This window comes from Stieleria marina, from assembly GCA_007741555.1.
In the GTDB taxonomy this organism is placed as follows: Bacteria; Planctomycetota; Planctomycetia; order Pirellulales; family Pirellulaceae; genus K23-9.
In genome coordinates this window covers 6836948-6851471 of the sequence record CP036526.1, presented here as the reverse complement: position 1 = coordinate 6851471, position 14524 = coordinate 6836948, and the positions used below count along the sequence as shown (strand labels likewise).

The following is a 14524-nucleotide window of genomic DNA, read 5'->3' as shown; positions in this document are numbered from 1 at the left end:
ATTGGCATAGCCTTTGCGTATTTTCTCCTGGGTTGCGTGTTACTGCCGGATTGGCAGACGCATTCGACTCTCCGTTTTGGGCGTTTCGCCCGCGGGGCAAGACACCTAGTCGTTTAGCGGCCATGCCCGAGCGACTTTTCCCAAGGAGAAAAGAACGATGAGAATGGTATTTCCAACCAACATGACCGGCCGGTTTTTGGATGACTTGGCCTCTGAAATGAACACGTTTGTCGAATCCGTTTTGGGCGATGAAACCAAAGACAGCCCCGCCGGATACGCGCCTCGCATGGACGTTGTCGAAACCGAGACCTCCTTTGTGGCCTATTTGGATCTCCCAGGTGTCGCGCCCGATGACGTGTCGATCGATATGGAGAACGATCAGGTCGTCGTGATGGGCGAACGTGTCGGGAAATCAGAAGGCGAAGGGACAGTCCATCATCGCACTGAACGGGCGCACGGTACTTTTCGGCGTGCGATTGCATTGCCCAAAACGGTCGACAAAGACGCGATCACTGCCGACTACGAACACGGAGTGCTGACGATTGCGATGCCCAAATTGGTCGAAGAAAAGAAGTCTCGCCGAATCGTGATTTCCCACGGCTCAGGCGAAACCAAATCCGACGCGTCGACGGGCGAATAGTTCACAGAAATTTGTGACCGCCAAGCGACGTAAAACGCAGCGTTTTCACGTTCTCTAGCTTCTCATTGCCGCAGCCCGCGAATCAAATCGTGGGCTGCGGTTTTTTTGTGTGTACGCTGATAGACTAAGGGCGTTGTAAAAACGACGCGTTTTAGAGTGAGTGATGCAGGCGGAGCAACTTCGTCTGAGTGTACGCAATTTTTCGTGGAAGACGCTTGTGGCCGAAGAGGCTCATCTGATTGACCGAGCACTCCAAGGCGACCGGTCCGCGTTTACAGAACTGGTGCATTGCCACCAAGACCGTCTGTTTGCGTCCATGCTGCAGGTGACTGGCTCGCCGGATGAAGCCGAAGAAGTCGTGCAGGAGGCGTTCATTCGCGCCTTTGTCAAACTAGACACGTTCCAACGCAACAGCCAGTTCTTTACTTGGCTGTACCGGATTGCGTTTAACAGTGCCCTGACGCGCCGTCGCCGCCGGCGTGCCCGAGTGTCACTTGACTACTGTCGTGAAAACACAGGCTTGGAAATTGCCGATGATGCGGACGGCGTTGACGAACCGATGTTGCAACGCGAACGCATCGCGCTGGTACGCAAAGCCATGCACACGCTGACCGAAGAGCATCGTTCGATTTTGGTGCTGCGAGAGATGGAAGAGCATTCGTACGAAGCCATCGCCGAAATCTTAGAGATCTCGATCGGGACGGTCCGCAGTCGTCTAAGTCGAGCACGTCGGCAATTAAAATTGTCGATTGAGGCCATGCAGCGAGACGAAGAGTAAGCGTTTTCGCTAGTGCAAGCAAAAACGCGAGTCTTTCTCGGTTGGCTTTAGCGATGTCGTTTTGATACGGTCGATCAAAGTTGTCAGATCCTTTTGTTCGTTTCCTGTTTCACGCTTCGTTTCATGCTCGGTGAATACAAAGTTGGCCGTTGTTCCCGTCAGTGCTTTGCACAGCAGCGACCGCTGCGCGAAGGCGAAGTGTACTATTCGGTGATCATCGAAGCAGACGAAGACTTCGAACGACGCGACTATTCAGCTGAAGCTTGGCAAGGACCGCCCGAGGAGGCGGTTGGACATTGGAAATGCCGAATGCCAAAATCGGCCGAGCGAAAATTGGTCCTGGCTCCCAAAGAAGTGCTGATCGATTTACTGCGGCAAATGGAAGATTTTCCGGAGAAAGCAAAACCTCGCTATCTATTGGCGCTCACGATGCTTCGCAAGCGAATTTTGCGGCCCGCTCCCGACGGTGAAGGGGCGAAGGTTAATGACGGAATGTTACGAGTCCAGTTTGTCGAAGACAGTTCGATCTTAGAAATACCCAGTTGCGCTATCGGTCGCAGTGAGACAGATGAATTGTTGGGGCAGCTCAACGAACTTCTGTACTGTGATGCGACGGAACTAGAGACAGACGACGAGCCAGCAGATGACTAGCCGCCAAATTTGAAAACGGAGATTCGCACGGATGCGAACACTTTCTTGGGTAATGATTATCGCGGTTTGTTTCGTCTCAGGCGGAGCGACTTGTGCACGCCGTGACGTTCCGTTGCCGTTTCCACCTGCGCCCGCCGTGCTCACCGAAACGCCCTCGGCCGCCCAAGTCGCTACTGCTGTCAATCGCACGGGCCGAATCACGCAGTTGTCAACCAACTCCGCTACGGTTGATGTCCTGACAATGCCCAATCTGCCAAAGCTGAACGCAACAATGTCGGCGCAGCGTGAAAAGAATTTTCGGCTCAAAGCAAGCCTGCCCATCATCCTGGGTGCTGGGATGGACTTGGGTAGCAACGATGATGTGTTTTGGTTCGAAGTGCCCGAAGGCGTCTCCAAAACGCTTTACTATGCCAATCATCAGCAGTACCGGCAGCAGCTCAATCGAGCAATTTTGCCAGTCGATCCAAGTTGGGTGATGGATGCGTTGGGCTTGGTCCAGATTGATCCCGCGTTGGTGGTCGCTGGGCCTGTTCGTCGCGCCGATGGACTGTTGGAGATTCGCAGTACGATGAATTTACCCAACGGCATGTACCAGCGAGTTTGCTTGATTCATCCCCGCTTTGGGTACGTCACTCATCAATTTTTGTATGCTCCCTCAGGCAATTTGGTTGCCAGCAGCGAAGCAAGCAATCACAAGTACTACGACGAATATCAGTGCGCACTGCCTCACAGCGTGACGCTCAGGCTGCAGCCATCTGTTGGTCCGCCTTTGGCAATGAAAATCGACGTCAGTTCGTACGCTGTCAATCAGTTGCTGACCGGCGATCCACAAGTCTTCACGATGCCCACGTCAGCTTCCAATGCGGTCGACCTCACGCAGCTATCAGCTTCCGGCGGAGCCGCCGCGATGAATTCGGTTTCGGCAGGCGCAGGATCGTCCGCGGCGACCCGTGCTATGCCAACGACAAGTCCATTCAATCCCAACGCGCCAACTGCCTACACCGCGAGCGGCGTCGGTCCGATGCCTTTTCGCGGGACGGTTCGTTAACACGCTACTGGCTCAGCTTGGCTACGATAGAATGACCTGCAACTCATTGGAAAAAAAATGTTGCACTCATCGTATTGTTCTCGGTATCTCAATTTCGACGTTGTTATCCACGCAATTCTTGCCGGCGTTTTCGGCTTCGCTTTCGTAAGCGTTGCGTCGGCGAACCAGCCCAATATTGTCTTCATCCTTGCTGATGACTTGGGGTACGGAGACCTTGGCTGCTACGGTCATCCGGTCGCCAAAACTCCGATCCTGGACCAGCTTGCCAAAGAAGGCGTTCGGTTCACGCAGCACTATTCCAACGGTACCGAGTGCAGTCCCACCCGAACGGCTTTCCTGACCGGACGCTATCAGCAACGCGCCGGCGGTATGGAGTGTGCGATTGGTACAGGCAATGTGGGGCGATACGACGATGCGATACGTCTGGCAGACCAGCGTGATTTGGGACTGCCTGCCGATCAAACAGTGATCCCCGGCAATCTGAAGCGTGCTGGCTATGTCTGCGGTCTCTTCGGGAAATGGCATTTGGGATACGAACCCAAGTTCAACCCCACGAACCATGGTTGGGATTCTTTCTTTGGATACACCGGCGGAAACGTCCACTATTTCAACCATCGCGAAACTAGTGATTTGCATGTTCTGTTTCGCGGCAGACTGCCGGTCTACCGTGACGGCTACATGACGCATTTGATCACCGATGACAGCCTGTCATTTATCGAAGCCAATCGAGATAAGCCGTTCTTCTTGTATGTGGCTCACGAGTGTCCGCATTTTCCGTATCAAGGTCCTGGTGATGTCGACAAAGACATTAATGACAAGAACTGGATGAAGATCGACACTGATACTTACGTCGACATGCTGGAAGACTTGGATAGCGAAGTCGGGCGATTGCTTGATGGAATCGATGCGGCGGGCCTGAGCGAAAAGACAATCGTCGTGTTTGCGTCCGACAATGGTGGTTTTGCCGGAGCGGCGCACATGGGTGGACTGCGTGGAGCGAAAGGCACCACGCACGAAGGCGGGATCCGCGTGCCAATGATTTTGCGTTGGCCAAAAAAGATCGCGGCAGGAACAGTTTGCGATCAACCATGTATGACGTTTGATCTCACGAAATCATTTTTGCAAGTTGCAAACGCCGATGTGCCGAACGCTTTGGAGGGCGACGACATCATCGGTCACCTGGTGGCAGAGAAGCAAAATTACAAACGGACCCTGTTCTGGCGAGGGAAGCGTGGTCAGAAAGTATGGTCCGCCGTGCGCGATGGTGACAAGAAGTTTCTGCGTCAAAGAGTGGGTGAAGAGCAGCACGAGTTCCTGTTTGATCTCGCAAATGACCCGGGCGAGCAAACCAATTTGATTGACGGCGACAACGCGGCAGCCTTAAGTTCGCTGCTTGATCAATGGGAACAAGACTGCCGATCGATTCGCTAACAGCATTCCTGTTCCCGTTTCCGGGGTTATGAAAGGCTCGAAAATAATGTGCGTCAGAATCCTTGAGCGTGTCTGCGTTGTCCTGTTGCTAGTCTTGTGTTTCCCGCAGTTCGCATCATCACAAGGCGTCTCGATTAATAATGGACGTGTCCGGCTGACTGGATTCGGGGATGTCGATGCGGAAAAGACAATCGAAGATTGGGCGGATCGTGAGCGGGTCGCCACCACGGGTGAATTGAATTTGCAGATAGAGCTGCTTACTGAGATTTGCGGATTGAGCGAAGGCGAGTCGAAGAAACTGAAACTGGCCGCTATGACTGTTTCGCAACGTCGATTGGTGACAGGACGAAAGCAGATGCGGCAGTTCATTTACGAAAGTGGTCTGGTGCCTCTGCCGCCCGACGCCGCTGAAATCCAGAAAACTTTCGATGATGTCCTGACACCTTTTCGGGCCAAGAAAGGCGATGGGTTTGTTGTTATTCAAACTCGTTTTCAACAGGCACTCAACGAACGTCCGCTCTGGGGAAAGGTGATTAAGTCAACGCTTTCACCAGCTCAATATCGAAAGTATGACGACCACTGTCGAAATCGAAACAGAGTGTTTGTCGATGCCTCCGTCAGTCAATCGCTCGCGATTTTGGACGCTCAGGTATTTCTGACCGCTTTTCAACAGGACGCGATTCGCAAGAGTGTCACCGCTGCGATGCTGCCTACGATCACTCTCCAGCGTCCTTCAAGTGTTGGGCAGGCTGATCAAAATGTTCGCCCATGGTTTGGGAATCGCGATCATCTCAAACCATTTTTACGCGAAAGCCAACTCAAACGGTTGGTCAAGATCGACGAAGTCCAAAAAGCGGGGGGTGGCGTTGGTTGGAGCAATTGACGAACCCAATGGTGCCAACGAAGATGCGTCCAGTCGAGAGTAAGTGGTGCTGAAGCCGAATCCAAGAAAGCCGGCCTGCAATTCGCGCCACTGCCGCGTGCTGAACGCCGACTTCCAGTCCCACAGCAATTTCTCTCTGCTGGCGGATATTTTTGAACCTGTATCATTGCGAGCCGACACAAGCGAAATGGCCTACAAAACTCTAACGGCTGTCGCTGACGAAAAATCCGCCAGCCGAGTCGACCTCTTCGTACGTGACCTTTCGGAGCTTCCACGAAGCCAGGTTCGAGGGTTATTCGATCACGGCTGTGTCATGATCAACGATGCACCGTGCGATAGCATCAACCAGTCGCTTAGTCCGGGTGACCGCGTCGCGGTTTGTTACGATCCTCACCGACGCTACAAAGAAAAGAAGCGTACCTGGGATGATCGGACATTCCAAATCGTTCACGAGGACGACTTTTTGATCGTGGTCGACAAAGCAGCAGGCACTTTGACCGTGCCCACAGATAATGACGATCCGAACACTTTGGTCGATCGGGTTTCGACTTACCTAAACCACTCACGGCGCAATAAGGTTGCCTGGGTGGTTCATCGTCTCGATCGAGACGTCAGTGGTTTGGTCGTTTTTGCAAAACAAGAGTTGATTAGCACCGCCATGGTCGACCAGTTTAAACGCTTGGTGCCGACCCGCGGTTACACGGCGATCGTCGCCGGAGTGATCAAAGAAGAGGGGGGCGCGTTTGAACCGCTTGAAGTGCCATCAAAAAATCCACGCGGTAGAAGTGAATTGGTACAGGAGGAGATCAAAGAGACTCCCACGCAATTCAAGGTGCTTTCCCGGCATCAGGACACGACCGTCGTCGAGATCTTGCTCGATTCGGGGCAACGCAATTCGATTCGAGTGCAGTTCGCCGCAGCTGGCCATCCTATCCTGGGTGACCGACGCTGCAATTCGGACGACGCAATACATCCGCGATGGATTCGCAAGCGAATCGCATTGCACGCTCGCACGCTTTCTTTTGTCCACCCCGTTTCAGAAAACGTGATGGCTTTTGATTCGCCGTTGCCGACTGCGATGAAAAAATTCGTTGCTGGCAGCAAGAATGAGGGCAAGCCGACTGTGCAGCCGAATTCAGAACCTGCTAGCCCGTGGGAAAAAGCAAAGCGTTCGCAAAAATGAATCGGGCCGACGTCTCCGTATCGTTTTGGTTGTCGATTATTTGATTCAATCTGTGTTCAGGTGTAACCGAGTCATGTTTGCAAAACCTCAATCCGAACACGAATGGCTTTCGCAATTGCTGGGGGATTGGACGGCGGACTCGGAATGCGTCTTACCCGGTCAGCCCGCGCAGAAATCTTCCGGGCGAATGACCTGCCGGACAATGGGCGGGCTTTGGGTTTTAATGGAAGGAGCCGGCGAATCACCAGATGGCAGTAATTGGACATCATTGATGACTCTGGGGTTCGACACGCGGCGAAATCACTATGCCGGTACGTTTGTCGCATCCATGATGAGCCACCTTTGGGTCTACCAAGGCGCTCTCGATGAATCTGGCAAGCGATTGGTGCTGGACGTCGAAGGACCCACGCTTGATGGCAGTGGAATGGCCATCTACCAGGACATCATCGAGGTCATCGACCAAGATTGTTGGAGACTCTCATCGCAGATTCTAGGCAAAAACGGCGAATGGAATCGATTCATGACCGCCGACCATCGTCGAGCCCAAAGATGATCGTTTGTGCAGAACGACCGCTGGAGCGGAAAAGGGCCGCGACCAGCCAAGAGACCACAAGGGTGAGTGAGGGGATTCGAACCCCCGACATTCGGTACCACAAACCGACGCTCTAACCGACTGAGCTACACCCACCGTGTGTTTTCCCAAAGGCAGTCATCAAACTTCGTCGGATGAACCGCCTACTGGGTATTGGGAATTTATCGCTCCGGCTTGCTGCGGTCAACGGCCACTCCCGCCTCCTGAAGCACCAAATTCGACTTCTGTCGGCTCCCGCCATCGACTTTTGACGGATCTCCGGGCAATCTGGTTCACTCTCGCTCTGAATCACTCTTATTTGTGTTCTGCGGTGACTATCCTGGCCGCTGAGAAGTCGGCAAGAAATGTCCGGCATGAAGTCCTAGTAAGCCTGAATCTCGCGTGGTTGCGGTCCCGTGAGAGTTCCAATCGAACGAAACATAATGAGCCGACGAAAAAAGTCGCCCAAGAAGAATTCGGGGCCGGTGCCGGATCTAGCGCAGACGGATCTGTCGTCTGATTCGCTGCGTCAGAAACCTTCACAGGAGATTTCGAAGCAGGGATCGGATGGACGCCAAGGGACTGAGAATGGGGAGCGCTGTTCTACCGAAAATTTTCCGCCATTGTCGATAAGACGGCTGCTGTCAATTTTTGTTTTGTTTCATTTAGTAGCGGTCGCCGTTTCGATGACCGCGGTCGGAGCATCCTCGCAAACGCAGGCGTGGCTCAATGGAGTCCTGCAGCCCTACACCATGCCAACTCACTTTCGCACTCAAGGCGAACGAGTGTACTTGGCATCTGGCGAAGCAATTGAGAATCCTCACCAGTTGCAAGTATTGTACGTTTCCGATGCAACCAAGGATGATGCGATCGGCTCTCTAGACGCTTCATTGGCCTGGGAAGTGATGCCATCGCAGGGAATACCAGGGCTGGCGGTCGACGATCGTTATGCACGCTGGATTTCGACGATGGTGACGCTGATTGACAGTGGTTCACCTAGCCTGATTGCAGAATTGTTGCTTCCAATCATTCGCAGTGATGATTCGATCTTAGCTGTTAGGATTGTTCGCTTGCCGACTCAGCTTTCATTGGTCACCGACGCGGAGCCTGATCCTGTGTATGTGGCCGCGGTAGCTCGGTCGTCAGACTCTGTATCTCTCGTCCGAATCGATGAGTTGCGTCTACGCACGATGAGCCGCGATGAGGGCTGGGAAGCGGAAGGAGGCAGTGATGAATAATTCTGTCAACGAAACCGCTTGGGATCGGTTCTGGTTTGCCTCGGAGTGTCCTCAGAGTGTTTGCAGTATTCGCGGCGTATTTTGCGTGATTACGGCGATCTATTTTGCAAGCTCGATGGCAGATGTCGGTCAGTGGTACGGTCAAGGCGATGCGTTTTCGCAGCAAAACGTCGCCAGCTTCTTTGCGACGGCCGACTTGCAGCACGAAACTCGCTGGATCTGGTCGCCGCTGTTCGTGTTGGAGTCACTGCTGGGCAACCACACGTGGATTCACTTTGCTTATCTACTGGTGGGCATCGGTCTTTGCGTTTCCGTAATCGTTGGAAAGGGAGGACGCATTGTTCCCTGGTTGTTGTGGGCCCTCTTCGCTGGATGGGCGAATCGAATCCTTTTCTTGGCCGGCACTGTGGAGATTTTGCTTAGCCTGTGCCTCTTTGCGTGCGCCATTGCGCCACCAGGAAAGGCTTGGTTCCGAAGAGCTGAATTGGTTGACTCGTTGCCAAGTCGTCACTGGACGGCCGCATTTTCGAAGCGACTGTTAGGCTTGCAGCTCACCGTATTTGGGATCGTCACGTGGATGACGATGCTTTCTCACGATGTCTGGTGGAATGGGCTCGGCTCGATCGCCCTGTCGTCGCAAATCGACGGAAGCAAATTTGGACCGGCGAGCATTTTGGGTACTACTATCGCCCATGAAATGGTGACGCATTTTCTAGCTTTGGCGCTGCCGATCGGCCTAGGTCTTGCTTGGACAGGTTGGTTCGGAGCATCGAACCGAATCGCCAAAGTGGGGCTCGGAGTGCTGCTTTGCTGGTGTCTCGTCGTGGCCGTGATAGGGGCTCACTGGTTGTATGCCGCCACATTTGCGACCGCTTGTTTTGCGTTGCTACCAACCCGGCGAACAGCCTAGGTGGTTTTCGGCATAACGACGCGTTGAAACAGGAATCGGCTGAAAGGTCGTTCAGACCCACGTCGCGTAGTTACTTGGCTACCGCTGTGATGCTTTGGTAGTAGTCGATGCTCTGGCGAAGCCCTTCGTGCATGTCGACCGTGGGTTCGTACTGAAGCCGAGCGCGAGCCTGCGTGATGTCGGCTAATGAGTCTCGGACATCACCCGCACGTGCGGGTTCATGGATTGGTTCGATGGTTTTGCCCAACAGGTCGCTGAGTGTTTGAAGCAATTCAAGCAACGTCGTGCGTTCGCCTCGCGCAATGTTAAAGGTTCCACCGGGGGCCTCAGGCATGGTCGCGGCCAGCATGTTGGCGAGGGCTACGTCGCGAACGAAAACAAAGTCACGCGATTGATTTCCATCGCCGTAAATGATGGGGCGTTCACCTGAAAGGATCATCGAAACGAAACGCGGAATGACAGCGCTATATTCGCTCTGCGGATCTTGCCGCGGTCCAAAGACATTGAAGTACCGAAGAATGACGGTTTCTAAATTAAAGCCGCGATGGAATGCTTGCAGGTAAGATTCGGCAGCCAGTTTGGCGGCAGCGTAGGGTGACAAGGGACCTACGGCGTCGGATTCACGTTTGGACACAAACGGTGAATCGCCATACGCGGCGCTCGTCGAGGCCAAGACAAATCGTTTCACGTTGCCGGCGACACTTGCATTTAGCAATTCGACGGTACTAGTCGTGCACCAAGCGTGGCACAACGCTGGCTCTCGCATCGAACGCGGCACACTGGCCATGGCAGCGTGATGAAAGACAATGTCGACGTCCTTCATGACTTGCCCAACTATCTTTGCATCAGCCGCATCGCCATCAACAATTTCGACTCCAGCGTCTTCCGTGACGTGCGCCAAATTCTCAGCAAACCCGGTGCTGTAATTATCAAGGCTGCGAACGATAGCTCCCTGTGATCGAAGGGCATCAATCAGTGTTGAGCCGATAAATCCGGCCCCCCCCGTCACGAGGCACCGTTTGCCCTTGAGTGAGGTTGCGTCGGACGGCAGTTTGTAAACGACGTTAGACATAGGTGGTGAGCCTCGGCGAATGAGTCATGTTGAGACTCGACTCTATCAGCATCACAGGATCGCTACTGCGCCGATTTTTCAAGTATTCGCTCGGAATCGATTAGTGAGCAATGCTAGTGAACTAGAGCACGAAGCGGAGGTCGCGATTGGCGAATGCGACCATTTTCTGGACCGAGACTTTGCGACAAACGAGACGGCTGAATACGGCCCGATTCAGGGCTGTGTAGCGTCGTTGGGCTGCGAGTCTTGCTCTGAACTCTGCTGGGCAGCCAATCGGTGCTCTTTGGCCATTTCGCTCTGCCCAAGCCCGGCGTAGCACTCGGCCAGGGATTCGTGTGCATTCGCTGCCAGCGCCGGTACTGCCAAAGCTCGTTCGAGATCAGGAATTGCCGCTTGATACTTCTTCATCCGGAACAGGATTTGGCCACGGGTCTCGAAGAAATGCGGGGTCGGGCGCGGTGACTGCTCGATGGCAGTAGCTGAAAGTTTCAGCGCCTGATCGAGATTTGGGTCGGGACGCATCGTGATGGCGACAGCTAGATTGTTCAGAATCGCGGCACTTCGCGGCATCAGTTCGACCGCGATCTTTAAGTGCATCGTTGCGGCTTCTAAATCGTCCTGCATGAGGGCTGAAGTGCCCAGCAAAAAGTGAGAGATGCCGGGTGAAGTACCTTTGAGTAACGACTGCCGAAGCGATTTTACTTCTTCGTTGTCATTGTCGTTCGTTGCGAGCACTTTGTCGGCAACAATTGTCAGGACTCGTGGATTGTTGGGGGCATAACGCAGGGCTGCATCCAGCATTTTCAGGACACGTAGCTGGTCTTTGCTGGACTTTTGAGGAACCTGTTCGATGAAAACAACCCAGGCAACGATCGCGTCACCCATCGCCTGGTTGACTTTCAGTTTGTCTGCGTTCGTTTTAATTCGCTTGATTGATCCATCGAGCACTTTGACAGCATCGCCGTAGCGTTTTAGAAAAACTTGGTTTCGAGCGACAGCGAGAGCAAGGTCCGCGTTGGTGGGATCTTCCGTAAGCATTTCGCTTACTTTCTCCAGAGTCTTTTCGGCCATCAAATCAGCTTGGGAAAAATTGCCCAATTGCCGAAGGATTGCTGCCGCTTGAAGTCCGCGCATCGGCTGGTACTCGGCCAGCTGTTCCAGAAGCGGGACAGCGCTCGACATGCGATCTGACGCGATCAAGTAATCTGCGTAGAGTTGCTTGACTCCAAAATCCTTGGGTTTTTCCTCGCTGATCAGCTTCAAAAGTCGACCGAACTCGGCTTTCTTTTCATCATCGAGTTCACCCCATGACTTGCCGACGTACTGATCACGCAATAGCCATTCGGCAGAGACCACATGCTTTTTTTGTTCTGCCAGCTGTCGCATGATCGAGGTCGCTTCGTCGTGTTTCTCTTGTGCATCACGAGTAAGTGCCAGTTGATGAAGCAGCTTTGAGTCATCGGGACGTGTTGATAGCTTGCGCCGCAATACCAGTTCGGCAGTTGCAAAGTCGTCTCGCTCCCAGGCTTTGGACAATTGGGTGTCTAGGAGGCGGCCACGCCACTGCGAAGCATCGGAAAAAGATATGAACCCAGCAATGGTCAGTAGCGCCATCAGAACGATGAAAGGAATTGCTTTGGGAGCGTCACGCCAGGGGGCAGAAACGGTCCATAAGTAAACGAATTCGGCAAACCATCGCATCCAAGCTAACGGGTTGATGTAGCGAAGCATTTGAATGACTTAAGAAGGGCAAAAACTACTGGCGAGATCATCTGCTCGCATTTGGAAGAACGACAGCGATTATTATACGCGATCTCCGTTGCGCGAAGCTAAGAATCAGAGATGAGAGCAATGCGGCTCTACGCAGCGATCGGTCTCGCGGCCGTCGACAGGCCTCGTCACACGTTTTGCCTGGAGAAACGTTGGTTCTGAATGGAAAGGCGTGTTACCCGGTAACATGCACGCACTCAGAACCCAATGCCGAAGTAGGTGAATCCTTTGTCACAGAGATCGGCATGTTTAAGCAGATTGCGACCGTCAAACACAAACGCAGGCTGTTTCATGCTGTCGCGAATTGCCTCGAAATCACAGTCCTTGAATTCGTCCCATTCTGTCAGAACCGCAATGGCATGTGCATCGTCAGCCGCTGCCGCTCCGTTGTCACAGTACTGCACGTTGTTGTCGAGTAGTTCTCGCTTCATCGCGTTGAGTTCCCCGTTCTCGTCTTGCATGACGCTTTCTAGCGCTGCTCGCATTTGCTCGGGTTTGACTTGAGGATCGTAGATCGCCAGCTTGGCTTTTTCCATTAGCAAGTCGCGGCAAACATAGATCGCGGCAGATTCGCGAATGTCATTTGTGTCTTTCTTGAACGCAAATCCCCAAATCGCAATCCGTTTGTCAGACACCGTGTTGAACATCGTTCGCACCATTCGGTTGACGAAACGCTGTTTTTGATGATCGTTCATCGTGACGACCTGTTCCCAGTACTGAGCAACTTCTGGCAGACCAAAGTACTCGCAGAGGTAGACAAGATTCAAAATGTCTTTTTGAAAGCAGCTGCCTCCAAAACCAACCGATGCTTTCAGGAACTTGGGGCCGATCCGTGAATCGGTTCCAATAGCTGTCGAGACTTCGTCGACATCGGCGCCGGTCGCTTCACACAAGGCTGAGATTGCGTTGATCGAAGAAACTCTCTGAGCGAGAAATGCGTTGGCCGTTAACTTCGATAGTTCGCTGCTCCACAGATTGGTCGTCAGCAATCGCTCTCGCGGAACCCAATTGGCGTAGACTTCTACCAACGCATTGATTGCGGTTTCGTTCTCGCCGCCGATCAAAACTCGGTCCGGCGAAATTAGATCTTCAACGGCAGTGCCTTCCGCCAAGAATTCCGGATTGCTGAGCACATCAAATGAGGCCCCAGTAGTCGAATTGGACAGAATCGTCTTAACGGCTTCTGCAGTACGAACAGGCAACGTTGATTTTTCGACAACGATTTTGTGCCCGATCGAAACTTCGGCAATCTTCCGAGCACACTTTTCAACAAACTCAAGGTTGGCTGCACGTCCTGCTCCGACACCAAAAGTCTTGGTGGGAGTGTTGACGGAAATAAACACCATGTCGGCGTCGCGAATCGTTTCGTCGACGTCTGTCGTGAATGTCAGGTTCTTGCCACGACATTCGCTGACGATTTCGTGCAAACCAGGCTCGTAGATAGGGAGCTCTTCGGAGTTCCATTCGTCGATGCGCTGTTGATTGATGTCAACAACAGTGACCTGAATATGGGGGCATTGTTTGGCGATCATCGCCATTGTTGGTCCACCAACATAACCGGCGCCAATGCAACAGATTTTCTTAACAGCGATCGGGGATGGGTTCTTAAGCATGGTTTTGCAATAGCTGGCTTGTTGAAATAGCAGTGGGGTGGGTCGATTGCGAAGTAGAATCAATCAAAGTTCAAACCTGCAATTCTAGCGGTTCAAGCTGACAATCATCCAATTTCACACTCACGCCCTGTTCCATGAATTGGACTGCAACCAGAAGACGGGTCTCCTGATGCCGCTGAATGACGATGCCTTCGTATCCAGCAAACGAGCCAGTTTTGACTCGGACACGCTGCCCAGGTTGCAATCGACTCTCGATTGTCAGAGGAGCCCCTAGGTTGATCAGACTGTGTATCTGAATCAAGTCAGAGACTAGTTTTTCCCCGTCGGTGATGGCTGTTATTTTGGTGACTGCGCCAGTGCAGACAGCACCATATCGTGCTTTTTCGTCACCAAAAATGAACACATAGTTATTGAATAAGGGGACATAGGTCGTCCGCACCCGGCCTGCAGGCGATCGGCGGCGATGCGCTACTTGAGGACCGTAATGGTGAATTTCAAGGTGACGTAGCTCTCGCATCAGCTTTTTCTCCTGACGGGACTTGGTATACGCAAGCCAGCAAGGAGGATCAGCTTCCGGAATCAGTTCGAGCAGGTCCGCTGGATAACAGTCAGGTTCGGGAGGTAGGATCGGCATGAACGATTGGAAGAGCTTGTGATGAGAATTTGCCGCACTTCTGGATGATGCGACGGTTGAACATTTGGCTCAAGGCTTAGCAGCGTCTGCGATAAGTAAGCG

The 14524-nt window shown here is 53.0% G+C and carries 14 protein-coding genes and 1 tRNA gene; 10 read left to right on the top strand and 5 right to left on the bottom strand.

Going from position 1 to position 14524, the window contains the following annotated elements; genetic code table 11:
- Positions 1 to 157: 157 nt before the first annotated feature.
- From K239x_RS24310 to K239x_RS24275, 8 genes are all read left to right on the top strand, one after another.
- The gene (locus K239x_RS24310) at positions 158 to 640 is read left to right on the top strand and encodes an Hsp20/alpha crystallin family protein (RefSeq protein WP_145420921.1); all 483 of its coding nucleotides are present in this window, start codon (positions 158 to 160) and stop codon (positions 638 to 640) included.
- A 163-nt stretch (positions 641 to 803) separates the two neighbouring features.
- Complete coding sequence (locus K239x_RS24305; protein ID WP_145420920.1) at positions 804 to 1418, top strand: RNA polymerase sigma factor; 615 nt, start codon at positions 804 to 806, stop codon at positions 1416 to 1418.
- 123 nt (positions 1419 to 1541) lie between these two features.
- Positions 1542 to 2069, top strand: coding sequence for a hypothetical protein (locus K239x_RS24300; RefSeq protein WP_145420919.1), 528 nt, complete (start codon positions 1542 to 1544; stop codon positions 2067 to 2069).
- Positions 2070 to 2100: 31 nt separating this feature from the next.
- Positions 2101 to 3117, top strand: coding sequence for a hypothetical protein (locus K239x_RS24295; protein ID WP_145420918.1), 1017 nt, complete (start codon positions 2101 to 2103; stop codon positions 3115 to 3117).
- A gap of 57 nt (positions 3118 to 3174) precedes the next feature.
- Positions 3175 to 4548 (top strand): sulfatase-like hydrolase/transferase, encoded by a 1374-nt coding sequence (locus K239x_RS24290; protein ID WP_145420917.1) that lies wholly within the window; start codon positions 3175 to 3177, stop codon positions 4546 to 4548.
- Between the two features lie 46 nt (positions 4549 to 4594).
- Positions 4595 to 5431, top strand: coding sequence for a hypothetical protein (locus K239x_RS24285; RefSeq protein WP_145420916.1), 837 nt, complete (start codon positions 4595 to 4597; stop codon positions 5429 to 5431).
- 187 nt (positions 5432 to 5618) lie between these two features.
- Positions 5619 to 6614 carry an RluA family pseudouridine synthase gene (locus K239x_RS24280; RefSeq protein ID WP_145420915.1) on the top strand — a complete coding sequence of 332 codons (996 nt, stop codon included), beginning with the start codon at positions 5619 to 5621 and terminating at the stop codon, positions 6612 to 6614.
- A gap of 73 nt (positions 6615 to 6687) precedes the next feature.
- Entirely contained in the window at positions 6688 to 7167 is a 480-nt protein-coding gene (locus K239x_RS24275; RefSeq protein WP_145420914.1) for a DUF1579 domain-containing protein, read from the top strand.
- A 61-nt stretch (positions 7168 to 7228) separates the two neighbouring features.
- Here the strand turns inward: K239x_RS24275 and K239x_RS24270 are convergent.
- Positions 7229 to 7302 (bottom strand) — tRNA-His (locus K239x_RS24270).
- Between the two features lie 326 nt (positions 7303 to 7628).
- Between K239x_RS24270 and K239x_RS24265 the strand changes: the two genes are divergently transcribed.
- Entirely contained in the window at positions 7629 to 8423 is a 795-nt protein-coding gene (locus K239x_RS24265) for a hypothetical protein (RefSeq protein ID WP_145420913.1), read from the top strand.
- Positions 8416 to 9333, top strand: a complete 918-nt coding sequence (locus K239x_RS24260; RefSeq protein ID WP_145420912.1) for a hypothetical protein — start codon at positions 8416 to 8418, stop codon at positions 9331 to 9333. The genes K239x_RS24265 and K239x_RS24260 overlap by 8 nt, the downstream gene beginning before the upstream one ends.
- Positions 9334 to 9403: 70 nt before the next feature.
- Here K239x_RS24260 and K239x_RS24255 read toward each other — a convergent pair whose 3' ends face one another.
- The 4 genes from K239x_RS24255 to K239x_RS24240 form a co-directional block, all read right to left on the bottom strand.
- A complete protein-coding gene (locus K239x_RS24255; RefSeq protein WP_145420911.1) occupies positions 9404 to 10405 on the bottom strand; it encodes an NAD-dependent epimerase/dehydratase family protein in 1002 nt (333 codons plus the stop codon).
- A 213-nt stretch (positions 10406 to 10618) separates the two neighbouring features.
- The gene (locus K239x_RS24250) at positions 10619 to 12136 is read right to left on the bottom strand and encodes a tetratricopeptide repeat protein (RefSeq protein ID WP_145420910.1); all 1518 of its coding nucleotides are present in this window, start codon (positions 12134 to 12136) and stop codon (positions 10619 to 10621) included.
- Positions 12137 to 12372: 236 nt separating this feature from the next.
- The gene (locus K239x_RS24245) at positions 12373 to 13788 is read right to left on the bottom strand and encodes a nucleotide sugar dehydrogenase (protein ID WP_145420909.1); all 1416 of its coding nucleotides are present in this window, start codon (positions 13786 to 13788) and stop codon (positions 12373 to 12375) included.
- 70 nt (positions 13789 to 13858) lie between these two features.
- Complete coding sequence (locus K239x_RS24240) at positions 13859 to 14422, bottom strand: transcription termination/antitermination NusG family protein (protein ID WP_145420908.1); 564 nt, start codon at positions 14420 to 14422, stop codon at positions 13859 to 13861.
- Positions 14423 to 14524: the final 102 nt, after the last annotated feature.

Bases quoted from the DNA above. Each gene is read 5' to 3' on its own strand.
- K239x_RS24310 (WP_145420921.1), top strand. From the start codon at position 158: ATGAGAATGGTATTTCCAACCAACATGACCGGCCGGTTTTTGGATGAC.
- K239x_RS24305 (WP_145420920.1), top strand. From the start codon at position 804: ATGCAGGCGGAGCAACTTCGTCTGAGTGTACGCAATTTTTCGTGGAAG.
- K239x_RS24300 (WP_145420919.1), top strand. From the start codon at position 1,542: ATGCTCGGTGAATACAAAGTTGGCCGTTGTTCCCGTCAGTGCTTTGCA.
- K239x_RS24295 (WP_145420918.1), top strand. From the start codon at position 2,101: ATGCGAACACTTTCTTGGGTAATGATTATCGCGGTTTGTTTCGTCTCA.
- K239x_RS24290 (WP_145420917.1), top strand. From the start codon at position 3,175: ATGTTGCACTCATCGTATTGTTCTCGGTATCTCAATTTCGACGTTGTT.
- K239x_RS24285 (WP_145420916.1), top strand. From the start codon at position 4,595: ATGTGCGTCAGAATCCTTGAGCGTGTCTGCGTTGTCCTGTTGCTAGTC.
- K239x_RS24280 (WP_145420915.1), top strand. From the start codon at position 5,619: ATGGCCTACAAAACTCTAACGGCTGTCGCTGACGAAAAATCCGCCAGC.
- K239x_RS24275 (WP_145420914.1), top strand. From the start codon at position 6,688: ATGTTTGCAAAACCTCAATCCGAACACGAATGGCTTTCGCAATTGCTG.
- K239x_RS24265 (WP_145420913.1), top strand. From the start codon at position 7,629: ATGAGCCGACGAAAAAAGTCGCCCAAGAAGAATTCGGGGCCGGTGCCG.
- K239x_RS24260 (WP_145420912.1), top strand. From the start codon at position 8,416: ATGAATAATTCTGTCAACGAAACCGCTTGGGATCGGTTCTGGTTTGCC.
- K239x_RS24255 (WP_145420911.1), bottom strand. From the start codon at position 10,405: ATGTCTAACGTCGTTTACAAACTGCCGTCCGACGCAACCTCACTCAAG.
- K239x_RS24250 (WP_145420910.1), bottom strand. From the start codon at position 12,136: ATGCTTCGCTACATCAACCCGTTAGCTTGGATGCGATGGTTTGCCGAA.
- K239x_RS24245 (WP_145420909.1), bottom strand. From the start codon at position 13,788: ATGCTTAAGAACCCATCCCCGATCGCTGTTAAGAAAATCTGTTGCATT.
- K239x_RS24240 (WP_145420908.1), bottom strand. From the start codon at position 14,422: ATGCCGATCCTACCTCCCGAACCTGACTGTTATCCAGCGGACCTGCTC.